This is a genomic window from Paenibacillus sp. SSG-1 (assembly GCF_002224835.1).
Lineage (GTDB): Bacteria > Bacillota > Bacilli > Paenibacillales > Paenibacillaceae > Paenibacillus_AQ > Paenibacillus_AQ favisporus.
On the sequence record NZ_MBRK01000001.1, the window covers coordinates 7,444,460 to 7,469,714 of the forward strand.

14 protein-coding genes and 1 pseudogene are annotated in these 25,255 nt (G+C 47.4%); 13 read left to right on the forward strand and 2 right to left on the reverse strand.

The window, feature by feature from the left end; translation table 11 throughout:
• Nucleotides 1-50: 50 nt before the first annotated feature.
• From BCV73_RS34205 to BCV73_RS34245, 9 genes are all read left to right on the forward strand, one after another.
• Nucleotides 51-1,148 carry a CaiB/BaiF CoA transferase family protein gene (locus BCV73_RS34205; RefSeq protein ID WP_009225473.1) on the forward strand — a complete coding sequence of 366 codons (1,098 nt, stop codon included), beginning with the start codon at nt 51-53 and terminating at the stop codon, nt 1,146-1,148.
• Between the two features lie 57 nt (nt 1,149-1,205).
• The gene (locus BCV73_RS34210; RefSeq protein ID WP_256993102.1) at nt 1,206-2,315 is read left to right on the forward strand and encodes a CaiB/BaiF CoA transferase family protein; all 1,110 of its coding nucleotides are present in this window, start codon (nt 1,206-1,208) and stop codon (nt 2,313-2,315) included.
• Nucleotides 2,316-2,347: 32 nt separating this feature from the next.
• Nucleotides 2,348-3,526, forward strand: coding sequence for an ABC transporter substrate-binding protein (locus BCV73_RS34215; RefSeq protein WP_256993103.1), 1,179 nt, complete (start codon nt 2,348-2,350; stop codon nt 3,524-3,526).
• Between the two features lie 5 nt (nt 3,527-3,531).
• Nucleotides 3,532-4,722 carry a CaiB/BaiF CoA transferase family protein gene (locus BCV73_RS34220; protein ID WP_009225470.1) on the forward strand — a complete coding sequence of 397 codons (1,191 nt, stop codon included), beginning with the start codon at nt 3,532-3,534 and terminating at the stop codon, nt 4,720-4,722.
• Nucleotides 4,712-5,485, forward strand: coding sequence for an enoyl-CoA hydratase/isomerase family protein (locus BCV73_RS34225; RefSeq protein ID WP_009225469.1), 774 nt, complete (start codon nt 4,712-4,714; stop codon nt 5,483-5,485). Before BCV73_RS34220 ends, BCV73_RS34225 begins: the two co-directional genes overlap by 11 nt.
• Nucleotides 5,486-5,562: 77 nt before the next feature.
• Nucleotides 5,563-7,029, forward strand: a complete 1,467-nt coding sequence (aldA, locus tag BCV73_RS34230; RefSeq protein WP_089550017.1) for an aldehyde dehydrogenase — start codon at nt 5,563-5,565, stop codon at nt 7,027-7,029.
• 208 nt (nt 7,030-7,237) lie between these two features.
• Entirely contained in the window at nt 7,238-9,703 is a 2,466-nt protein-coding gene (locus BCV73_RS34235) for a glycoside hydrolase family 2 TIM barrel-domain containing protein (RefSeq protein WP_036645464.1), read from the forward strand.
• Between the two features lie 286 nt (nt 9,704-9,989).
• Nucleotides 9,990-11,138 carry a galactonate dehydratase gene (gene dgoD / locus BCV73_RS34240; protein WP_009225466.1) on the forward strand — a complete coding sequence of 383 codons (1,149 nt, stop codon included), beginning with the start codon at nt 9,990-9,992 and terminating at the stop codon, nt 11,136-11,138.
• Between the two features lie 267 nt (nt 11,139-11,405).
• Nucleotides 11,406-12,914 carry a sulfatase family protein gene (locus tag BCV73_RS34245; protein ID WP_009225465.1) on the forward strand — a complete coding sequence of 503 codons (1,509 nt, stop codon included), beginning with the start codon at nt 11,406-11,408 and terminating at the stop codon, nt 12,912-12,914.
• Nucleotides 12,915-13,076: 162 nt separating this feature from the next.
• Here the strand turns inward: BCV73_RS34245 and BCV73_RS34250 are convergent.
• A pseudogene (locus BCV73_RS34250) lies at nt 13,077-14,710 on the reverse strand (IS5-like element ISPaen2 family transposase).
• Nucleotides 14,711-14,953: 243 nt separating this feature from the next.
• Between BCV73_RS34250 and BCV73_RS34255 the strand changes: the two are divergent.
• The 4 genes from BCV73_RS34255 to BCV73_RS34270 all read left to right on the forward strand — a co-directional run bounded on the left by BCV73_RS34255 (nt 14,954) and on the right by BCV73_RS34270 (nt 24,232).
• Nucleotides 14,954-15,928, forward strand: coding sequence for an ABC transporter permease (locus BCV73_RS34255; RefSeq protein ID WP_009225463.1), 975 nt, complete (start codon nt 14,954-14,956; stop codon nt 15,926-15,928).
• Between the two features lie 18 nt (nt 15,929-15,946).
• Nucleotides 15,947-16,825 (forward strand): carbohydrate ABC transporter permease, encoded by an 879-nt coding sequence (locus BCV73_RS34260; protein WP_009225462.1) that lies wholly within the window; start codon nt 15,947-15,949, stop codon nt 16,823-16,825.
• A gap of 397 nt (nt 16,826-17,222) precedes the next feature.
• Nucleotides 17,223-19,151 carry an extracellular solute-binding protein gene (locus tag BCV73_RS34265; RefSeq protein ID WP_050769773.1) on the forward strand — a complete coding sequence of 643 codons (1,929 nt, stop codon included), beginning with the start codon at nt 17,223-17,225 and terminating at the stop codon, nt 19,149-19,151.
• Nucleotides 19,152-19,186: 35 nt separating this feature from the next.
• Nucleotides 19,187-24,232, forward strand: coding sequence for an S-layer homology domain-containing protein (locus BCV73_RS34270; RefSeq protein ID WP_089550018.1), 5,046 nt, complete (start codon nt 19,187-19,189; stop codon nt 24,230-24,232).
• A gap of 87 nt (nt 24,233-24,319) precedes the next feature.
• Here the strand turns inward: BCV73_RS34270 and BCV73_RS34275 are convergent, their stop codons facing one another.
• The gene (locus BCV73_RS34275) at nt 24,320-25,252 is read right to left on the reverse strand and encodes an AraC family transcriptional regulator (RefSeq protein ID WP_009225459.1); all 933 of its coding nucleotides are present in this window, start codon (nt 25,250-25,252) and stop codon (nt 24,320-24,322) included.
• Nucleotides 25,253-25,255: the final 3 nt, after the last annotated feature.

The following is a 25,255-nucleotide window of genomic DNA, read 5'->3' on the forward strand; positions in this document are numbered from 1 at the left end:
CCCTTTCCCTGCTTTGAAGTCTGTTATGTCCATCGCTTAGGAGGGGTAGCTTGCTTCCGTTAGAGGGTTTGTTCGTTGTGGAATTCAGTACGCAGATTGCTGGTCCGTTCGCCGGGTTAAGACTGGCTGATCTTGGGGCACGTGTCGTCAGGATAGAGCAGATTGAGGATGAGCAGCTGCCGCTCAGCAGCTTGTACCGCAATAAAGAAAGATTGTTATTCAACCTCACTAGAGATCAAGATGTAGAGAAACTGCACAAGCTTATTGCTGAAGCAGACGTTCTAATAGAAGGTTTTCCTGTTGATTCCCCCCAGGCGGCCATGCTTCCTTATGAGAAAACGCAGGTGCTAAATCCTTCGTTGATTCATGCCAACATTACCGGTTACGGACGAGAGGGAGCATGGCGGAAGAAGCCATATAGTGACTTGTTCGTCCAGGCGCTTACAGGTATACCCTGGTTGAATGGGAATGCGGATGATCCGCCAATTCCGTTCCCACTTTCGACTGTGGAAATGTTTGCAAGTGCCAACCTTGTTCAAGGTATTCTAGCTGCGCTTGTACAACGTTCCAAAGCGGGAGTTGGAATGCTGGTAGAAGTTAGTCTGCTGGAATCGGCGATTGATTATCAATTCGAGGTGCTGACCACTCATCTTAATGATGGAGGAAAGCTGCCGCAGAGAAGCTTGAGCCATAATGCGCATGCTTATCTTCCAGCACCATATGGTATTTACGAGACGGCGAGCGGATATCTGGCTCTTGCGATGGGGTCAGTGCTTGAACTGGGAAAGCTGCTGCAATGCCGCGCCTTAGCTTCCTATACAGATCCTGCTAGTTGGTTCTTGAAGAGGGATGAAATTAAGCAGTTGATTGCTGATCATCTGAGGAGCAAGCCGGCAGCTGTCTGGGTGAACGATTTGGAAGAAGGCGGATACTGGTGTGCCGAGGTGCAGACCGTAGACGATCTTCTTCGGCATGAAGGGTTTGTTGCCTTGCGTAATGTACAGAGCGTGCAAGTGGAGGAGCAAGGATTGTTCTTAACTACTTGTTGTCCTATTCGTATCGACGGTAAACATATGAGGAGTCGTCGAGGAATTGTACGAGCGGGCGAGGACAACTTCAGGATTGAGGAGGAATTCCAGTTGCTCTAGGCGTCATTGTTAAAGATTAAGTCGAAGTGCGAGTGAAATGTCATGATACCGAGACCGTTGGAAGGCTTATTAGTTCTTGATTTCAGTCAATTCCTGTCCGGTCCGTATGCCGGCTTGCGATTAGCAGATTTGGGAGCAAGAGTCATTAAGATTGAACGACTGGACGGTGGGGATATATGCAGAAGACTCTATATATCTAATATGGAGCTGGACGGGGACAGTACGCTGTTTCATTCGATTAATCGGAACAAGGAAAGTTATGCTGTCGACTTGAAATCGGAATCGGACAGACATAAGGTGAGGAAATTGTTAAGCCATGCGGATATTATGATCCAGAACTTTCGACCGGGTGTCATTGAGAAGCTTGGATTCGGATATGAAGAGGTAAAGGCGATCAATCCGTTTCTCATCTATGGTTCTATTAGCGGATATGGATGGGATACTCCTCTTCGAGGGAGACCAGGACAGGATTTGCTTATGCAGGCGTTTACTGGTCTATCCTGGCTGAATCGCGACGATGCGATACACAGGCCTATACCATTCGGTCTTGCCATCGCAGATATGATGACCGGTGCCCATCTTGTGCAAGGTATTCTGGCAGCTCTTGTGCGTCGATCTGTACAAGGGACAGGCGCACTGGTGGAGGTTAATATGCTGGAATCTACCTTGGACGTCATGCAAGAGATTTGGGATGAGAAGTGGATGCCGGACAGGTGCTCTAACGAGGGTGCTGGAGAAGCTGAATCCAGCCGATGGTTGAAAGGCCTGTATCCTACAGCTACGGGATATATAGCGCTAGAAGAAATGTCTCTGTACGAATTGAAGAAAGCGTTAGAAGCACACTTCTCTTCGGCAACAATCAACGAAGTGACAGCTGACAGCATACAACAATTATTACTAACAAAGCCTGCAGACTACTGGTGCATTCAACTGAGGAAAGCCGGCATTGCTTGTGAGGAGTTGCTTAACTGGGAACAACTTCTGGGGCAGGAGGCGTTCCGCGATCTGAATATCACACAGAATATTTATAGAAGTAATGGTGCTCGATTGACTGCGCTTTCTTGTCCCATTCGTTTGAATGGCTACCGGCTGCAATCTTCGAGAGGAGCACCTTACATCGGTGAGCATAATGGTGCAATCGAATTGGAATGGCTGTCTCACTCGTAGTTGTACATTTATGATTAAACGTTGAAGAGATGGTGATAAAATTGAAATTGAAAGGAATGACCTGGTCTCATGAGCGAGGCTTGAACCCATTGGTAGCCGCCTCAGAGGCATTTCGCAAGCTGGAGCCAGATGTCGAGATTGAATGGGATGCGCGTTCTCTGTCGGATTTCGAGCTTTATCCGCTTGAGCTGCTTGCAGATAAGTATGATTTCATTATGATTGATCACCCTCATATTGGAACTGCGGTAGCGAAGCAGCTGCTGCTGCCCTTGAATGGTCTAGTAGAGGAAGCATTCCTGCAGGATCAGGAGTTTCATTCGACAGGTCTGAGCTATGCCAGTTATACGTATGAAGGGAAACAGTGGGCGTTGCCTGTGGATGCAGCAGCTCAAGTCAGCGCATACCGGCAGGATTTGCTGGATCAGGCTGGACTGCAGCCTGCCCGGAGCTGGAGCGATGTGCTGTCGATTGCCAAGAAGCTGCCGAAGGGACAGTATATTGGTCTTCCGTTGGTTCCAGTACATGCCTATTCGACCTTCTTTACTTTATGTGCACAGCTGTCAAACCGGGCTTACTGGAGTGAAGGCATTGATCTTCCTATGGAGGTAGGGGAGCAGGCGCTCGCGCTAATGGAAGGCTTGATGCCGTATCTTCATTCGGAATCGGTTCATCATGATCCCATTCAAATGCTGGATCTTATGGGAACCAGCAATGAAATTGCGTACGTCCCGCTTATTTACGGCTATTCCAATTATGCAAGAGAAGGTTTTAGACCATTCGTCACGAGTTTCGGCAATATTCCGTCTGACAGCGGAGTGCCAAGCGGAAGCATGATTGGCGGCGTGGGACTTGCAATCTCGTCGAAATGTCGGTATGTCGATATAGCTGCGAAGTTTGCAGTTATGGTGGCTTCTCCTTCCTTCCAACGAACGTCGTTTTTCTTGAATGATGGTCAGCCTGGTCATCGGGAAGCGTGGCTGGATCCTGAGGTGAATCGTATGTCCGGAGGTTTCTTCGAGCGTACATTGGAGACATTGATGCATGGCTCGCTGAGACCTCGATTCCATGGCTATATCAGCTTCCAGGAGCAGGCGGGTAATCTGATTCGTTATCGATTAATGAGTCAAACACCTGAACGACAAACGGTCATTCAAACCTTAAATGAAATGTATATGCATATTAGGCGTGAATATCAGGAAGCAGGGAGGTGAACAGGATGAAGCTATTAGAGGATATCGTTGTATTGGATTTCAGTCAATATTTGGCAGGGCCTGTATCTGCGCTTCGGCTAGCTGATCTGGGGGCTCGAGTTATCAAGATTGAACGACCGAATGCGGGTGATGGAAGCCGTCAATTAACCTTATCTAATCTTCGGGTCGATGGGGAGAGTACCGTATTCCAATCGATGAATCGGAACAAAGAGAGCTATGCTGCCAACCTGAAGGATCCGGCCGATCTCGTTAGAGTCAAACAGCTGATACAGAAGGCGGATGTAGTCATAGAAAATTTCCGTCCCGGCACGATGCAGAAGCTAGGTCTGGACTATGAGTCAGTTAAGGAGCTGAATCCTGGCATCATATACGGCAGTATTACCGGCTATGGTGTGGAAGGTCCCTGGAAGAACAAACCGGGACAGGATTTGCTCGTGCAATCATTGTCCGGTCTCGCATGGCTGAACGGCGATGCCGAACAGCCACCGGTCCCCTTCGGACTGGCAACAATCGATTTGCATACAAGCTCGATATTTGTTCAGGCCTTACTTGGCTTGCTGTATAAGCGGGAGAAAACAGGCGTCGGAGGGTTTGTAGAAATTAGTCTGATGGAGGCAGCGCTAGACTTTCAATTTGAAGTGCTGAGTGCTTATATGAACAAGGAGCCTAGAGAACTTCCCAAGCGGAGTGGGTTCCACAATGCGCATGCCTATTTAGGCGCACCGTATGGCATCTATGAAACAAAGGATGGGTATATCGCTTTGGCTATGGGCTCCATTCTTACGCTAGGAAAGCTGCTACAGTGCGAAGAGCTGCTCCAATATACAGAGCAGGAGTCCTGGTTCGATGAGCGCGATACCATTAAGCAATTATTGAATTGTCATCTGAAGACGAGGTCGACAAAGCACTGGCTCGATATTTTGGAGCGGGCTGATTATTGGTGCGCAGAGGTGTTTGATTGGGAGCAAGCTCTCCAGCATGAAGGAATTAAAGTACTGGATATGTTCCAGGAGGTCGTAAGGCCAAGTGGAGCTGTGTTCAAGACGACCCGATATCCGGCTAGGGTGAACGGCCAACTTCTTAAACATGTAAAGGGAGCGCCTCCTGTCGGCGAACATACTGCACAAATTAATAAGGATTTCGGGCTCGAGGCTTCCAAAGTAAACGATGATAGGGGGTTGATCGATGGAGAATAATGATATTCGGTATGAGGTTGACAACTATATCGGGACGATTACCCTATCCAGGCCAGACAAACTGAATACTGTCACTCGTGCGATGGGTGAGAGGTTGAGTCTTCTTTGTCAGGAAATTAATAGGGACAAAAGGATAAGGGTCGTCGTTTTGACTGGCGAGGGTGAGAAAAGCTTCTCGGCTGGAAGTGATATTGAGGTATTGGACGATTACGGAAGTCCATGGGATCTGCGTAACCGCGACGATTATTGTATGGCGATTCGCAGCATTCGCAAGCCTGTAATTGCAATGGTCAATGGCTATGCAATTGGTGGGGGACTCGAGCTTGCCTTGCATGCAGATATTCGCATAGCTTCTTCCAATGCTAAGTTTGGCGCAGGTGAAATAAAGCTGGGCTGGATCGGAGGCAGCGGCAGCACACAGCTACTGCCGAGAGTGGTAGGCGCAGGGAAGGCTGCAGAGATGGTCTTAACGGGCAGACTATTGACGGCAGAAGAGGCTTTGCGTTGTGGATTGGTAGAGCAGGTCGTTGAGTTAGATCAGTTGAAAAAGCTTGTCTACGAGACAGCGCACACAATTGCCGGATACAGTCCAATCGCTGTAGAGAACGCTAAGCTTGCGCTTCGTGCGGCTATGAATATGCCGCTTGATGCAGGCTTGCAATACGAGAACAGTTTGTTCTCCTTCTGTTTCACAACCAGGGATGCGCAAGAGGGAAAGGCAGCTTTTAAGGAGAAGAGAGCTCCAGAATTCAAGGGGATGTAAAGTTCGTAGAAGAAAGCCCTGTTAGAAAATTTTTATTCTTACTACCTCACTATAATAATTAAAGGAGATGGGTATACATGATGAAGGGCAATCGCAATGGACAGGAATATTATCGTTTATATATTGACGGTGAATGGGTGGATTCTGCCTCGGATCGACTAATTGAGGTGCAGAATCCAGCGAATGAAGAAGTGATTGGGCTTGTGAGCGATGCTACTGCCAAGGATGTACAGAGGGCACTGGAATCATCTGAGCGGGCTCAACAGGCTTGGCAAGCGCTCCCTTCTGTGAAGCGCGCGTCTTATTTGGTGAAGTTGGTTGAGAAGGTGAAGGAGAAGCGAGAGTTTCTTGCCAAGCTTCTTGTGATGGAGCAGGGCAAGACGTACCGTGAAGCGCTTGGTGAAGTGGACGATACGATGGCTTATATGATGTACGCGGTGGAATCAGCCAACAAAATTAAAGGAGATATCCTTCCGTCCAATAAGGAAGGAGAAATGCTGCAAATTCGCAAGGTTCCTTACGGTGTCACTATTGGCTTATGTGCGTGGAACTATCCGTTAGCCTTGATCGGCAGAAAGCTTGGCCCGGCACTGGTGACAGGCAATACTATGATTATTAAACCACATGAGCTGACGCCGATCGCATCGGCTGAATTTTTCAACCTGATTCATGAGGTAGGCTTCCCTCCAGGAGTAGCGAACTTCGTGACGGGCACAGGAGCTGAGGTAGGACAGCTTCTGGTAAGCAGTCCGATTACAAAGCTGGTAACTGTTACCGGCAGTGTACGGGCAGGTCAACAAATTTACAAGGCCGCTTCCGATAACATTACAGCTTTGTCACTGGAGCTCGGCGGAAAAGCTCCGTTCATCGTTCTGGAGGATGCGGATATTGACCAGGCGGCGGCAGCAGCAGTTTCCGCAAGATTCGCGAACTGCGGACAGGTATGTGTGTGCAATGAGCTGGTGCTGGTTCACGAACAGGTGGCCGAAGCTTTCACAGCCAAGCTGCTGGAGCATATGAAATCGATTAAAGTTGGAGATCCCTTCGATAGCAGTGTAACGATGGGGCCAAAAGCGAATGGCAATGATCTGAAGAAGATCGAAGAAATTGTTCAAGAAACGGTCGCACAAGGCGCCAAAGTAGCGGCAGGGGGCAAACGTCCAACTGGCGGCATTTTCGATAAAGGCTACTGGTACGAGCCAACTGTGCTTGTTGATGTGAAACCGGATATGGCTGCAGCACAGAAGGAAATATTCGGTCCGGTGTTACCGATTGTAAAAATCTCCAGCTTCGAAGAAGCGATTGAAATTACCAACTCAAGTGAGCTGGGCTTGTCTGCTTACTTGTTCACAAGCGATATGAAGAAGATGATGCACGGTACGGACGTGCTTCAGGTTGGCACCGTGTTCGTCAATCAAGGTATGTCCGGCTGTATGCAAGGTTATCATAGCGGACATAAGCTGAGCGGTCTGGGCGGCGAGGATGGCGAATACGGACTGGAAGGCTACATGCAGAAGCGTGTTGTCTACTTGAATTATAAGTAATGAGACTGGCCTGCGGTTTACCGACCGCAGGCTGATTCCCTATTAGGATGGGGTGCCGAAGGAGACGACATTTTTCTTTACATTGATCCAATGGACGAATTTATGATTTATCAATCAGAAGAATCGCATAATGGCGCACGAGGAACGAGTCTGCTATGTGTCGAGTGCCGCGTTTATAGATGAGGATGGACGAAGGGAGAGTTTAGAGATGAGAGGTATTCCTTTTATTCAGGACTGGAAGTTTATGTTGGGGGAGCCAGAGGCTCCGCACTTGCTGGCGACCGATGACTCCTCGTGGAGAACATTAAGTTTACCCCATGATTGGAGTGTGGAATTTCCTTTTGATCAAGAGAAGGGGGAAGCTTGCACGGGTTATCTACCAGGGGGTATTGGTTGGTATAGAAAGCGCTTTACGACAACGCCTGAGATGGACCAAAGCAAGGTAATTATTAACTTTGACGGCATATATAATCGAGCAAGCATATACTGTAATGGTGAACTTGTACGGTTCCACCCTTACGGTTATTCGCCATGTCTGGTGGATGTAACCGATTACCTGAATGACATAGGTGAAGAAAATATCATTGCCGTGAAGGTTGATCATTCCCGATATGCGGACAGTAGGTGGTATACGGGCTCAGGCATTTATCGGAAGGTAGCCCTTCATATTGTTCCGAAGCTGCATATCCCCGTATGGGGCACCTATTATACGACGCCGATAGTGAGTGACTCGTCAGCAATTGTGCAAGGCAGAATAACGTTGCAGAATGATGAAGCTGTTAGCAAGCAAGCCGAAATTATCGGCAAAATATTTGGCCCTGATAATCAGCTTGTGGCCAAGCAAGTCAAGACTTGCTCCCTAGCAGCGAATCAATCGGAGGAGCTTTCATTAGAATGGACGATCCCAAATCCGCAGAGATGGGAGATTCATGCAGCCAAGCTGTACCGTGTAAGTGTTGAAGTTGTAACAAGCGGGCGAATCATTCAGACTGTAGAGGACACTATAGGGATTCGAGAGTTCAGATTTGATCCGGACAAAGGTTTCTTTTTCAATGGACGGAATACCTTGATCAAGGGTGTAAATCTCCATCATGATGGTGGGTTGGTAGGAGCAGCTGTTCCTCTGGATGTATGGAGACGCAGATTGGAGAAGCTGAAGGAATGCGGATGCAATGCGATCAGAACGGCCCATAACCCTGCATCGGAGGATTTCCTGGATTTATGTGACGAGATGGGCTTTCTGGTCCAAGAGGAGTTCTTCGATGAATGGGATAATCCGAAAGATAAGCGAAGCAATGGCGGGGAACAGAAGGTTGATTATATTACTCGTGGACATGCTGAATACTTCCGCGAATATGCCAAACAGGACCTTCAGAATACTGTAGTGCGGGATCGCAACCATCCTTGCATATTCCAGTGGAGCATTGGCAATGAAATTGAGTGGACGTATCCGAAATATAATGAGGCAACAGGATATTTTGGCATGAATGCATCAGGCAATTATTTCTGGACACTGCCGCCTAACGGGAAGGATAAAATACGTGAGATCATTCAGCAGCTGCCAAGAGATGCGTATGATATTGACAAAACAGCCCGGCTCTTGACTCGCTGGACCAAGGAGCTGGATACAACAAGACCTGTTACAGCAAATTGCATCCTGCCTAGCGCCAGCTACGAATCGGGATTTATCGACGAATTGGATATAGCAGGGTACAGCTATCGCAGAGTTATCTATGATTATGGGCACCATCATTATCCGGACAAGCCGATTATGGGAACAGAGAATGTGGCCCAGTGGCATGAATGGAAGGCAGTTCTGGAGAGAGAATATATTCCGGGAATTTTCCTCTGGACGGGCATTGATCATATTGGAGAAGCTATTCAGAAGCCTTGGCCTCGGAAAGGGTCGAATCTCGGTCTTCTGGACTTTGCTGGATTCGAGAAGCCTTCTTATCATATGTTCAAGAGCCTATGGAATGAAGAACCGCATCTTCATCTGGCAACGCAGGTTCTGGAGAAATCCTTGTACAGGCTAGATGAATCCGGTGAGCTGGTAGAGAAGAATCCGGGTGGCTGGCAGCAGCGGGTTTGGTTCTGGCACGACGTGAATTCGCATTGGAACTATCGGGATGGGGAGATCGTTGTAGTCGAGGTTTATTCGAACTGTGAGGAGGTATCGTTGTATCTGAATGATTCGCTGCTTGCTACGAAGCGTCTTGAACAATTTGAGGATCATATCTACAAGTGGGCTGTGCCTTATGGCGCTGGAGAATTGAAAGCCATTGGCAAACAAGGCGGAAAGGTAGTTGATTCGAAGCTTTATACGGTAGGGCCTGTGCATTCTATCAAGCTGCTAGCAGATAAGGATACGATTAAAATTGATTCAGACAGTGTCGTTCATGTAACCGTGCAGTTAGTGGATGCCAAGGGGCATGCTATTACAAACCAGAATGTAGAGCTTGAATTTGAGGTGGAGGGCGAATGCCGAATTCTTGGGGTGGACAATGGAAGCTCCGATAACGTACAACCTTATCAGAGCACTCGCCTTATGACGGAGCTGGGCAGAGGACTGCTCATTGTGCAAGGCTCTGTGCCAGGAAATCTCATGATCCGGGCTGTATGCACTCATATTCATAGCGTATCCAATACGTGTAATGTAAGCGTTATCGAGTAGTAATCCATTTCAAGGGAGATCATCCGATTGAACTGACATGCTTTTCTCCTGTTGTTCATTATAATCTGATCTTCTCCTTACCTGGACGCCGTAAGGCGTCATTGTAGTTTATAGAATGGATAGTCAGGTATGGCTGAAGGATGGAAACATCGTTACTGTAAAGATTGAGAAGCTTGGCTCTCTGACCAATGTCATGAAGAAATGTTGCTCGTAGAATGTCTTGATTATCCGCAATCCTCAATATATGCAATTGGAAGAGAACCGTATTTTAAAGGAGGTTCATATTATGAAAATTAAAGCTGTGGAATTATTCCAGATCGAGCCTAGATGGTTGTTCGTGAAGATTAGCACCGATATGGGCTTTGAAGGCTGGGGAGAGCCTATTTTGGAGGGAAGAGCTTCTACCATTAGGGCAGCAGTCGAGGAGTTGAAGGACTATCTGATAGGGAAGGATCCGCTCAAGATCGAGGACCACTTTCAGGTCATGTACCGCGGCGGCTTCTACCGGGGAGGTCCCGTTCTCATGAGTGCGATTTCCGGCATTGAGCAAGCGTTATGGGACATTAAAGGCAAATATTATGACGCACCTATCTACGATCTTCTTGGCGGATCGGTTCGCGATAAAATCAAAGTATACGCCTGGATTGGAGGAGACAGGCCAAGTGATGTGAGCAGTCATGCTCAGAAGCAGGTAGCTCTTGGCTTCAAGGCGCTAAAAATGAATGTGACGGATGAGCTTCATTATTTAGATGAATATAGGAAAATTGATCAGGCAGTGGAACGAATGCAGGCAGTACGGGATGCTGTCGGGCCAGACGTGGGAATTGCGGTTGATTTTCACGGCCGTGTTCATAAGACTATGGCCAAGATTCTAGTGAAGGAGCTGGAGGCATACAGGCCAATGTTTATTGAGGAGCCTGTGTTGCCGGAGCATAATGAGGCACTTAGGGAGATTGCAAGAATGACGAATACACCTATTGCAACGGGCGAGCGAATGTACACACGCTGGGGCTTTAAACAGCTGTTGCAGGATGGTTACGTAGATATCATACAACCGGATCTCTCTCATGCTGGCGGTATTTTGGAAACGAAGAAGATCGCAGCTATGGCGGAATCTTATGATGTTAGTCTGGCGCCGCATTGCCCGCTTGGACCGATTGCACTGGCTTCCTGCTTCCAGGTCGATTATTGCACGCCGAATTTCGTTATTCAGGAACAAGGGCTAGGTATTCAATATAATCAAGGTAGCGATGTTCCGGGTTACTTAATAGATCCGGACATATTCCAATATGAAGCCGGTTATGTTCGTGTGTCTGACAAGCCTGGTCTTGGTATTGCCATTAATGAGGAGGCTGTTAGAGAAGCTGCGAAAAAAGGCCATAATTGGCATTCACCTATTTGGCGCAATGAAGACGGATCCTATGCAGAATGGTAAAAAAGGTATTCGGATAAGGGGAATGTGCAGGAAACCGCTGTCTAATGGTGGCATTTGGCATATTGTTGTCATGGGCTTGAATTCGGATCAGCTATACATTGTCAGAACAATAGAGTTCTTGCTGTCCTCTGGTCAACGGGGCGTTCGTGAAGCAGGCCTGGATAGTGCATGAGTCATTGGATAATATTAAGGCTTGCTTCGACAAAGCACTGAGCGCTCCTGGTATCTTAGTGGTAATGTGATGAAAGAATGAATGGAGGAATATAGATGAAGCCTAACTTTCTTATATTTGTTGCAGATCAGATGCAAGCTCGTACACTGTCACTGCATGGACATCCCGATGTGCGAACGCCGAATCTGGATCAGTTGGGACGTGAAGGCGTTTCCTTCGCTAGAGCATATTGCAACAATCCAGTGTGTATGCCGTCGCGTGCGACATTGCTGACGGGGTTGACTCCCAGACAGCACGGCTGCTTGACGAATGGCAACGCCGTCCCCGAGCAGTTGCCTACACTGCCAGGGGTACTCGCTGAGGCAGGATATCGGACGCATGCCGTCGGTAAGCTGCATCATCAGCCGATCGGCTCTGTAAGTAATGGAGAGGAGATGGCCTTCTCCTGGGAGAGCAGGGAACGGTGGGAATCCGGGGAAATTACAGCATTGCCAAGTGGTTATTATGGCTACCAAACGACAGAGTGTGTAGGCGGACATGTAGACTGCTACGGTGATTATTTGACATGGCTTGAACAAGAGCTACCGGGAGGGAGACAGCAGCTACTGCGGGCAGGAGCCTATGAGAAGAATCTTTTATACGAGCAAAACTGGAAGATTGATCTGCCTGAATCGCTGCACTACAACCGGTGGATTGCAAACCGCTCTGTGGCTTTCCTTGAGAACCTTCAGCCGGAAGAGTCCTTCTATCTTTGGTGCTCCTTCCCCGATCCGCATCATCCTTTCGCGGCATGCCGTCCTTATAGTGAAATGTATGACCCACAGTCGCTGACATTGCCGGAGGGCTGGGAGAATGAAGCGGATTCGATCGATTGGCTAAAGGGATTACGGAAGGTTCATCCTGGTCATACACAGTTCGATGAAACGACCTTAAGGGAAGTATTGGCACAAACGTACGGCATGATTACGCATATGGACAGCTGTATAGGAGAGGTGTTGGAAAAGCTGAAGGAATTAGGGCTATACGATAACACCGTTATCGTATTTATGGCTGATCATGGAGAATATTTGGGCTCCCATCGTCTATTGACCAAGGCGGAGTGGCCTTGGGAGGAACTACTGAATGTCCCGTATATATGGAAAGCCCCCCAAGCCGCTAAACAGGGCGTCTATCGTGACCGCGTAGTGAGCCTGCTTGACTTTGTGCCGACTATTCTTGATTTTGCGGGTATCGATCAGGCTGTAATGGATACTCGAGGCGTATACAGCGCACCTCCTTTAGGCTTGCCAGGACGTAGTCTGCGTGAAGCTGTTCAAGCGGGCAAGGAGCTGTCTGCTCGACCAGCATTGATTGAATATGATGAGGATTGGTATGCTCCAGAGACGACCCGTATGCGAACTCTGGTTGCAGAGCAATTTAAATTAACGTTGTTTATCAATTCGGAAGAGGGGCTATTGTTTGATCTTGTGGCAGACCCTCACGAGCATAACAATCTATGGAACGAACCGGAATACGCGCACGTCCGGCATACGATGACGGAGCAGTTGTTGCGGGAGCTGATTCGTACCGATCGATTTGATACGATTAGAATAACAGGAGCATAAGCAACTTGCCTAAGGCTGTCTAGGAGAGTGATTTTTTTACTTCCCTAGACAGCTTTTCTTTTTGTTCCATTTTATGAGGCGTGTTGACAATGATTGTTGGTTTGAATACAATAAAAACGAAACAAGTTTCGATTAGTTATTTAGGGCTTGCTGAACGATTCTTTAACCGAAACTCATGGCTAGGCGACTGCGAGATAGCAGCGTAAAAATGAGGCAAAAAAGAACGCGGAGCCTGCGCTCCAGGTTCATCACCAGAAGTTGCAGCGTAATCACGGATTCACTTGTCTTTGCGAGGCGTGCTCGAATACAGCCAAGCCCGTACTTGCGCTTGCCTTCTCCGAACTTGCCTTCGATTGCGTTTCGTTCTCCGGTATCCTGTTTGGCCACTTGCCTATCTTCGCTTGTCGGGCCGTTTTTCGGCTTGCGTCCCAGTGCCGGTCCGCTGAGCCGAATCCCATGCTGTTTGCAGAATCTCCGGTTTTCGCGTGTGCGGTAGATCTGATCCGCTTGGACGACAGCCGGATAGAATCCCATGCGGCTGCGATACTTCTCGATCACGTCCATGAGCGTCGTGCTCTCGTTGAAGTTATCCCAAGATAGCCGATCAAGGAACGCGTAGCCCTTCGTCATGCTTACCGCGATCTTGGCTCCGAACTCACGCGCGCCTTGGCTTTCCCGCGCACGATCGGCCTGACATGCGGCTGATGAATGCTGACGACCCGGTCTTCCATCTGGTGGGAACGCTCGTTGTACATGTGAAGCTGCTGACGGTACAGTTCGTGAATCACCAGCAGGTCGCGATAGGCTTTGCGGCCAAGTAGCGTGAGCGGTTGCGACTTGGCTTGCTCGGCGATGATGGAGAGGTTCCGTCCAACGTAACCGAGTTGCCTCCTGATCGCTTTGCGAATCACTTTCGGCCCCGGTCTGCGTTGCTTGGAAACGGCCAGAAACTGTTTGCGCGCTTTTTCCCGGTACGTGCGCGGTTTCGCCATTTGTCCGATGACCGGCTCATGCAGCGTATCGATGATCGCTTCGAGCTTCTCCCGCGCTTCATTCAACAGATTCAGATCGGTCGGATACGCCACATCCGCCGGCGCACAGGTGGCATCCACCAGCACGGTCCCTTGATTCGGCTGCTCAGGGGCTTCCCATTCTGCGGTCGATTTCGGATGCGCTTCGCAAACAAGTTTATTCGTTTCAGGAACCTCTGACTCTGTAGCCATCGACTCCACGGGAGACGCTGCTTCTGACGATGCGACTTGCGATTGTGCAAACATGGTTTGCTGCTCGACTTCTTCATCAGAGGCGCGCTTCTTCGAGCGCTTCCCTTGGCCTTTACCGCCGCCGGTCGCGTCGTTGCTGTCATCATCATCTTTCGTTTCCTTCGCACCTTCGGTGGCGACGATCTCATTCAACTCTGCCAGCACGTCCGTCAGACGCTTGCGGAAATGCGTCATCATGGAGTGATGGAACGGTGGCTTCATGACGAATCCAGGCAGACCAATGAAGTATTGCATGTAAGGATTTTCGCTGATCGACTCCAACGTTTCTCTGTCGGTCAGTTGCATTCGCTCCTGAATGATGAGCGCACCGAGCCCCATCCGAAGACTGATCGTTTGCTGGCCGCGAAAGGTGTCTTTGAAAAATTGACCGTATGTTTTCTCAGCCTCCGCCCACGGCACCAACCGCGCCAACTGGACCCAGCGATTGTCCTCGTCCAGCTTTCCGCCAAAGGGCAGAAAGAAATCGCCGGGCAGGATCAATTGATTATCGAGGTGCGCGGTCGGCTTAAACATCTTCGTCACTCCATCTGCAAAGGTTTTAGGTGGTTTTCAAACATTTCCTTTGCATATGATTTCGACAAATGGGCCTTAGAATCCTTGTTGTTATGCGGTTTTTGTTGTTTTTTTTAAGTGTTCAGCAAGCCCTATTTAATAATAAAAATATTGATGTTATGTTTCGTTAATATTTTATTAACAAATTGTAAACGTTTTCTAAGGAGGAATGAATTTAAGGATTACAGGCTTACTAGAGAAGGAGTGCTTTTTGTGGAAAATGTAAAAGAAGTCCAGCAGTTGAATATTCCCGACATTAAGCGCAAGATGCCTTTCAAACAAAAGGTTTCGAGGCTGATGAAGAGTTACCAGTTATACTTGTTTGTGCTTCCTGTCGTACTGTATTATGTGCTGTTCCATTACGTACCGTTATATGGTATTCAGATTGCCTTCAAAAACTATCTAGCCTTTAAAGGGATAGCAGATAGCCCCTGGGTTGGATTCGAGCATTTCGAACGATTCTTCAATTCCTTTGAGTTTGAGAGAATTATTCTGAATACAATCAAGCTCAGCGTCCTGCAGCTTGTAGTGGGCTTCCCGGCTCCCATTTTGCTCGCGTTGATGCTCAATCAGTTAATGAACAAGAAATTCAAAAAATTTGTGCAGACCGTTATTTATGCACCTCACTTTATCTCGACGGTTGTTATTGCAGGCATGCTGTTTTTATTTTTATCGCCAGATACAGGCTTGATCAACAAAATCATTGAGGCGTTTGGCGGAGAACCCGTATTTTTTATGGGGGACCCGGATTGGTTCAGACCGGTATATGTGCTGTCGGAGATTTGGCAGAATACCGGCTGGGGAACGATTATTTATTTGGCAGCGCTTACGGCGATCAGTCCCGAGCTTCATGAATCTGCTGTTGTGGACGGCGCGAATAAATTTCAGCGGATCTTGCATATTGATATTCCCGGGATTATGCCGACAGCAGTCATTCTGCTGATTCTGAGTACAGGCAATATTATGAGTCTTGGTTTTGAAAAGGTATATCTTCTGCAAACATCTCTCAATCTTCCTTCATCAGAGATTATTTCAACTTATGTGTACAAAACAGGATTGGTCGGAGCCCAATACAGCTTCTCGACTGCTGTAGGACTATTCAACTCCATTATTAATTTCATTATTCTTTTAACGGTTAATCAAATAGCAAAAAAAGCTTCAAATATATCGTTATGGTAATAAGCGGGGAGGGTCAACATGTTTAAACGCAGTCTAGCAGATATCTGGTTCGATCGAGTGAATATGCTGTTGATTTTGACAGGACTGGCCATCATTATCTATCCCCTCTACTTCGTAGTATTGGCCTCTGTTACGGATCCCGGAGCAGTTCAAATGACATTGTTCTGGCCGGAGAAGTTCAGCTTAGAGGGATACAAAAAAATATTAGATAGCGACAATCTATGGATTGGCTATAAAAACTCTTTTGTATACGCAATATTAGGTACCTTTATTAATTTATGCCTCACTCTCCCTGCGGCCTATGCTTTGTCGCGGAAGGATATGAAGGGGCGCAACTCGATTATGCTTTTCATTACATTCACGATGTTTTTCAGTGGAGGTCTCATTCCAACTTACTTGACAGTCAAGGAACTGGGTTTGGTGAATTCGGTATGGGCGATGGTCATTCCCAATGCCGTGGGTGCATGGAATCTCATTATTGCTCGAACGTTCTTCCAATCTACAATTCCAGATGAGCTTCTAGAAGCAGCGAAAATCGACGGCTGCTCGGATGCCAAGTTTTTCTGGAAGATGGTGCTGCCTCTTTCTCAGGCGCTCATCGCGATCATGATTTTGTTCTATGGTATTGCTCACTGGAACTCCTACTTCAATGCATTAATCTATCTGCGTGATCAAGAGTTATTCCCGCTGCAGCTCGTACTTCGTTCCATTCTGGTCGAGAATCAGATCCAAAGTGACATGATAACAGATCAATCTACAATGGGGGATCAGCTTCGAACGGCGGAGCTCATCAAATACGGCATGATCATTATTGCGGCGCTGCCGCCGCTGATCCTGTATCCTTTCCTGCAGAACTACTTCGTCAAAGGCGTTATGATCGGAAGCATTAAAGGGTAATTCAGAAGATCAAACGTTATTATGAAAGGGAGGTGGGCGCCTGGAAGTAACGAGATTTGCAACTGCATTAAGCGTATATTTGCAATCTAGGAGCTTGGAAATACAGCAGGGGTGTTAGTTCGAAATAAGGGGGCGATATGGAGGTGGCGTCGATGAAAGGGCATGCATGAAATTGTAATCGTTTTCGAAGATTGATGGGACGTTCCAGACTGGCTCGTAATGAATAATAGTTTTTACTTTTCAGCTGGATCCTGAGGCTTGTAGCCTCTGGGATAGGAAGCGTAAGCCGAATGCATTAAGGAAGCGGTGGCGGACAGATTAATCGGCGTGATTCAGAAGATCAGGTCGTTGTAAAAGTTCCGCAAAACAGCAACTCTTCCAGTGAGTCGTACTTCTTATGAGATTGTTGGATTACGAATGTCAAGTAGTCCTGGCGAGAACGAGATATAACTTTCAAAACAATCTCCAATTTCGTGAGAGATTGAAAAAATTCCTTATCAGCGATTATTGGGGCGTTCTGAAAAGTTCAGAGGACAGTTTGTTCACATTCCTGTTTTGGGATGAAAGAAGAAAAGCCTCTGGACGTCATGTCGGAGCCGATGCGGAAAATTTAATTCCGGGAGGCTTAACAATAAATTGGGGGGGCGTCGAATTGGAAAATCGAAATAAAAAGTTGTTAGCTTTATTTATTTCAGTAGTTTTGATCATGAGTGTGTTATCCGCTTGTGGAGGGAATAACACAAATGAAAATGTACCGACTTCGAATGAACCGGATCAATCAGAAGCTTCGCAATCGCCTGAAGCAACGGATGGAGACGCAGAGAAGAGTGTATTCCCACTGGATGAGAAAGTTACGTTGGAGATGGTAGCTTGTAAGCATCCAAATAATGGACCGTTCAATGAAATGGACTTTTTTAAGCAATATGAAGAGAAAACAAACGTGCATATTGATTGGACGGACATCGAATTCTCACAATGTGAGGAGCAACGCAATCTGATTCTTGCCAGCGGAGAGCTGCCTGATGCCTTCTACGGAACGCTTGCGCTGACAGGCAACGATGTCATCAACTATGGCGGTCAGGGCATGCTGGTGCCTCTAGAGCAATACATTACGAAGGAAACAATGCCGAATCTGTCAGCGTTGATCGAGCAGAATCCAAAATATAAAGCCATGTTGACGGCGCCGGACGGACATATCTATTCATTACCGAGCATCCGTGAACTGATGCTGTGGCTCTCTCCCGACATGATGTATCTAAACAAAGAATGGTTGGATAATCTAGGACTTGAAGTGCCAACAACAATGGAAGAGCTACGGAACGTTCTGGAAGCGTTCAAGACGCAGGACCCGAACGGTAATGGCAAAAATGATGAAATTCCGTTCTCCTTCCTGTGGGATTTTGCGAACTACAATGTAAATGGCATCGGCTCTTTGTTCGGAGCCTTCGGCAGAGCGGACTCCGCTACCCATATCTTCGTCGAGGATGGCAAGGTGGTCTTCTCCGCGAAGGAGCCGGAGTACAAAGAAGCAATTCAATATTTCCATACCTTCTTCGAGGACGGATTATTTGATAAAGAGAGCCTTGCTCAAGACCGTAATCAACTGCTTGGTAAAGGAAGTGGAACGGAACAGCGTCTGGGTGGCTTCTTCGCTTGGAATGCTTTCTCTATAGTCGGCGTCGACAACGATCCGAAATATGTTGTTGTTCCGGCTCTGAAAGGACCGAACGGGGATCAAGTGTGGAGAAAATCACTGAATAATAACCAGGGCGTTAATCCGTTTGCCTTCTCGATGACAGTCGAAAATCAGCATCCAGAGCTTACAATGCAATGGATCGATCTGTCCTACGCAACGGATACCTCCATCGAAGCAGGTTGGGGCCCAATTGGAACGACATTGGAAGACAAGGATGGTACTTTGACGCTCAAGGATGCACCAGACGGCTTGACAACTGACCAATATGTATTTAAGACGGCACCAGTAGAAGCTCCTTATGCGATTCTAGAGAATACGTATGGTACTCGACTGGCAATGGCTGAAAAGGATAAAGTCAAGATTGACGGTATCAAAGAAAATTATTTGCCTTACATGACTTCGGAAACGTTCCCTGGCGTGATGTTCACTGCTGAGGAGTCCCAAAGAATTAAAACGCTGGACACCGATTTGAACAGCTACATTAATCAAACGAGTGCCAAGTGGCTGCTTGAAGGCGGGGTAGAAGAGGAATGGGATAACTACCTGGACGATCTGAATAAGATGAAGGTTGACGAGTTAATCAGTATTTATCAGACAGCATACGACCGCTTCATCAGCGCCCAATCATAATTGCTTTCACAAGGAGAAGTCCCTCTGGAACACTGTTGCCAGAGGGAGTTCTCTATGTAAAACGCAAACAAAAATTAAGATGGGATGGTGTGCAAAAGTTGAAATCTTATTTAAAGATTAAACGAATATTGGCTGTATTATTATGTGCGGTATTGCTGATTGTATCTTGTCTCGCAGGCCCGACAACTATAAGCTATGCGGTTGAGGCAAGCGACGAGCTTCCAGAAAATATTAGAGTCGATAAAGCTGATTTCGATACGATTCCTGATGTTGCCGAGCATTACAAGCAACTGTTCGGTGATAATGCGGTATCCTATTTCAAAAGTATAAACGGAGAGAGCCGTATTCAGCGTATTAATTTTCTGCAATATCCAGAAGGCGAATACCTGGAGGTTAATGGGCAGGTGACAATTGACATTCCTGCGATGGATGCGAGAGTATGGCGTCTGTTTGGTGATGTGCGATTCGAGGGTTCCGTTGCACAAACGATGGAGCTTTATGTCATTGACCCAAATGGCGTTGAGACTCAGTGGACGGTATTCAAAAATGGTGGCTGGAAAGACGGTGTCACAGGATTATATACGAACTATACGAAGATGGGATTCCAGGAATCCAACCCAACGGAAGGAATTACGCATCCTTGGTTAATTAAGGATGAAAACGGCGACGTCATTTATGACGGTTATAAAATGAAAATCGTCGGTAATGGTACGCTTCGAAGTGTTTATCATTGGGAGGAGGAAGGCGTACCGTTGGAATTCGATACATCCGCATGGACTGTTCTCGGAGGAGACAAGGAGATTCTAGATGTATCCGTTAATGTGGATGCGCTTACAAATTTAAGTATGAACGGTGTCAACAAGCTTCCTGAAGAGGTGTTCAAGCGCTATCATGTGAATAGCGGTCCGATCGGCGTGGAGCAAGCAGACGGTGAAATCACAGTGCTGGACGAGGCCTATCACAAGACAACCAATGATTATGGGTTTATTCCTGGCCGCGGCGCGTTTCATTACACACTGATGACAAGCTGGGCTGGTCTTAAGGAAGATTCGGAGCGTCCTGGCTATGCGGACTTTACAACGACGAAAGAGATTTATGCGAAGAGTCAGCCAGCTATTGATAAATTCGAAAGCTTATATCCATCAATTGGCAAAGATTATGTGCTTACACTTGATGGATGGCCGAAGTGGATGTGGGAGAACCCGAATTCCGGTCAATCCGAGCATTTCGGCACACCGTCTTACTCGAACTTTGATGCTGCAGCGGATGCAGCTGCCCAGTTAATCAAGAGCATCGATACCAGATTCGATGGACTTGGTCCCAAGTACGTGGAAGTCAAAAATGAATCGACCATCCCGCAGGAATGGTGGTTCTTCCAGTCAGATCCACAGCATGCATGGAGCTATTTGTCCGAGTTCCATAACAAGGTAGCTGAGGCAGTTAAGGCGGAAAATCCAGATGTATTAGTCGGCGGTCCGTCAAGCGCATTCATGTATTTGGAGAAAAATGATTTTGACGAGGCGCGTGCCCAGTTGAAATTTATGGATGAAACAAAAGATTCTCTGGACTGGTACTCTCACCACTTCTATGAAAATTCGAACTTGTTTATTCACGACAGAGAGAACAATTCGGATGGCTTCCTAAGCGGACGAATGGAAGCGGTGCTCGATTTGCTCAATGCCCACATGGTGAATACGGATAATGTGAAGCCCATCTATATTACAGAGGAAGGTACTTATAACACAGCCGGTAGTGACGCAGACTACTTCCAGAAGCTGGTTGCTCATAATGGCTACATGCTGCGCTTCATGAACTATTCCGATACGATCGGCATGCTGGTTCCATACTTGTATCCTATTATTAACTGGCGCCCTAACTCCAACGATACATTCTATAAATATAATGAAACGATGAACGGGTTAATGGAAGAGATGACGCCACTGGAAGCTTATTTGGACATGTGGAAGGATTATCGGGGAGCGTTCCTGCCTTCAGAAGCAGATCAGGAGAGGGTCTACACGAATGCGGTTCGCTACAATGACAAGGTATATGTGGCCGTTCACAATCTCAACACGCAGCGTGTCAATCTTGATCTGAATGTTTTCACAGGAGATGCCAATATTGCAAGCGTGACACGGAAGCACTTCTTCCTTGAGAAGGGGAAGCTGACCTATGAGGAAGAGAATGTTGCAGATTTGGATAACGTGTACATGAGAGTGCAGGAGATGAGTGTTTTCGAGATCACGCTTGATTCCAATCCGTCGTTCACGAAAACGTGGGAGAGACAGTTTGCGTATGCTCCTGAGGAGCTTGTGCCTACAAGCCCAAATGCCCCTGCTGTGTTTAAGATTGAAAGTTTGCCGACAACTCTAGCTAAAGCGACGCTTCGCATAGGCTTTGGCAAAACAGGCAGCGGATTTACGACGGACATGTCCGTTGTTGTCAATCCGGACAATCCGGCAAATACGCAAAACTTCAGTAAGGATCTGGAGTACACGAACAAGCCGGGTGATTTGCTAACCTTTGCCGAATTCGAACTGGATGCGAGTAAGCTGCTGGCGGACAACACCATTCACATTATGATTCCGGAAGATGGCGGCTATATTACAAGCGTACAAATGATTCAGTACGATGAACAGGAAGCTCCAACAGGCGTGGCTACTGATGCGCTTACTGCTTCTATCGCGGATGCCAAGTCGAAGCTTTCGTCAACTGTTGTATCATCTACGGGAAATGAAGTTGAACAAGGAAATAAATGGGTGGAAAAACATATTCACGATACGCTTAACATTGAAGTGATGAAAGCGGAGGTTGTTGCACAGGATGCTTTGGCCACAGACAGTGAAATTAATACAGCGCTAGAAGATCTGACCAAGGCGATGGGGATCTTTGATCAATATACGAAAACGAAGGAAACCCCTACAGGTAATCGTGGAGCTAAAATCTCTTTTGAAGACGGAGAAGCAGTAGATTATACGTACAATGTCGATACCGTGACGACAACGACAGACTCACAAGGCGCGACTGACGGCAGCAAAGCGCTTCATACAGAATTTACATCCTTCACCTCCTATGCATGGGATACAACAGGCACATACTCAGGCAGCCTTGATTTCACAGCGCCAGAGGAAGGCTGGAGTCTGGGAGAGGATCCATTCACATTCGACGTTACGAATCTGAGAAATTACAAGATACAGCTGCGCGTAGAAATTTCGGACACATCGGACATTAAAGGTACTTATTATTATGCATTAGGAGCAAACGCTTCGCGGAGCATCAGCATTGAAGATTTCGGCGTTGCGGGAGGAACCTGGCTTGCAGATGGCAATTTCCCAAGAAATACGGCAATTGATACCGAGAATATAAAGTCCATTCGATTTTATGTATTTTCTCCAACAGAAGAACCTATTACAAACGCAGCACTTGCCTTTGACAGAATAATTATAGGCAATGTTCCGAACGAGCACACTGAGGAGCAGCTAGCAGCCGAAGCGGCGGATGCGTTGTCGGCAGACTCCTTAATCTTTGCAGAGGGAGATACGGCACAAGCTGTAACGAATCACATTTCGCTGCCATCCGTCGGATTGCATAATGCAAGCATTACATGGATATCCAGCCATCCGTCGATAGTGACGAATGACGGGACGGTTTCGCGACCTGAGTATGGGAGCGGGAATCAAACTGTAACGCTGACTGCAACCATCACGATTGGAGCGGCAAGCACAACCAAGGATATTGAAGTAACGGTGCTTCAAAAGGCTGCTACTCCTACTTCACCTGGAGGCAATAACAGTCCGATTAATCCTATGCCAAGTATTCCACAGACGACTAACGTAGATGTTCTGGTGGATGGCAAGAAGCATGACAATATTGCCAAATCGGTTACAACAAAAGAGGGAGATCGTACGGTTACAACGATTACTGTCGATCAGCAGCTCTTGAAGAACAGTCTGGGCAATATGGATAATGACGCCATCATTGCGATTGTTGTTGCCAATAGCTCCGATGTTGTGTACGGCAAGCTTAATGGTCAGAGTGTGAAGGATTTGGAGCAGAAAAATGCTGTTATTGAACTACGGACCGATACTTTCTCATATAAGCTTCCTGTTCAGCAGATCAATATGAACGAATTAGTTCAAGAACTGGGCTCGGATGTAAAGCTTGAGGATATATCCATTGATATGAAAATTAGTTCAGCGGATGCCGATGCCAAGAAGGCACTGGAAAGCTCAGCAGTGAAGGGCGGATTCACGGTTGTGTCCCCACCTGTGGATTTCCATATCACTTACACTTATGAGGAGAAAACAATAGAAGTCCGTACATTCGATACGTTTGTTGAGAGATCCATCGTCATTCCAGAAGATGTTAACCAGACTCAAATTACAACAGGGGTAGTGGTGGAAGAGGACGGAACAGTGAAACCGATTCCAACTAGATTTGTCAAACAGGATGGCAGCTATTATGCAATTATGAACAGTCTGACGAATGGCACTTACGCCGTCATTTGGAACCCTGTCAATTTTCAGGATATGTCTGGACATTGGGCAGAGAACACTGTGAATGACTTGGGATCCAGATTGATAATATCCGGTGTTGACGGCACTCGCTTCGAGCCTGATCGCTCGATTACTCGTGCCGAGTTTACTGCTATTGTAATAAGAGCTTTTGGCTTAAATGCAGAGGAAGGCGAATCGTCATACAGCGACATTGCTAGAGACAGCTGGTATGAAGCTTATTTGAATACTGCAACAACGTACGGCTTGATCAATGGCTATGCGAATGGTCAATTCGGACCGAATGAACTGATCACACGCGAACAGGTTATGAGTATCATGGAAAGAGCAATGGAGATTACTGGTTATGAGGCTGTTGCCGACATGAGCGAAGTGGATGAGATTCTGACAAAATTCAAGGATAGAACCGAAGCGGCAGCATATGCAAAAAGCGGTATTGCAGCCAGCATTAAGGCAGGTCTTGTTATGGGCAGAAGCGCGGATGTACTTGCGCCCAAGGCAGCCATCACAAGAGCGGAAGTAGCTGAGATCGTTCGTAGATTGCTTGTCAATTCTGATTTAATCTAGTTTGGTATAAAAGATGCGTGAGAGACTTCTCTATGGAGGTCTCTTGCGCGTTATTTTTTGCGGGAATGAGAAATTTGTGTTGTATGCTCATTCTTGTTGCCTTCTCGCATCGCTCGGCGATATACCGTAATATCGGGAGAACGCCCGCGTGAAGGTGAACAGATCTGGATATCCGACAGTGAGTGCGATCTCGTGAATGGGCGCTTCTCGGTCTGTTGTGACGAGCTCGTGTGCTTTTGTCATTCGAAGCTTTGTCAAGTAGGCTTTAGGCGGCATCCCAAAGCGCTCACGGAAGGCAAATGAGAAGTGAGAACGGTGAACACTTACCTCGGCAGCAAGGTTGTCAATCCGCAGCGGCTCTGCATAATGCAGCTGCATGTAGCGTGCGCAATAGTCGAGCCAGAGTGCTTGGACGGACGTTTCTCCCTTGTGTTGCTCCACTTCAGTTATTGGCTCCTTATGCGGCATGTGCCCGTTTTTTTGGGGGTTTACTGCGGACATTGTTAGCTGGTGTCCGGACGATTGCTCACATCCGAGCAGCAACAAATCCAATAGTGCGTATACGTTGCTGAGTTGCTGATACGGTCGTCCGCCCATGGAGGTATGGATGCGTCGTAACAAGATACGCAGCTCTGCATTGAACCGTATGGACATGGACGGCCGACTTTGTGTCAGTCCCAGTGCTTCCACTGCAGCTGAAGTCTGCGGCCCTCCCATTGCAATCCAGCTGAGGGACAGTTCTGGACTGCTTTCTGCCTTGTAGTACCTGTAGGAGACATGGGGGAACAGGACGAACAGCTGTCCCTCCTGCAGCTCGTGTGAGTTTTCTTCATCCTCTAGGCACAGCTTTCCTTTCAGTATGAAGTGGAAGCTGTAACATTCAATTCGCTTCGGCCCGACATCATAGCCCGGCTTCGCGCGGTTGAAACCGGAGCGGAGCACATAGAGACCAGCACTTCGCTGTAGGTCGCTCGGCACCTGCATGCGGATGTCCGCGTACTCGTGGGTGTATTCCTTCATGTG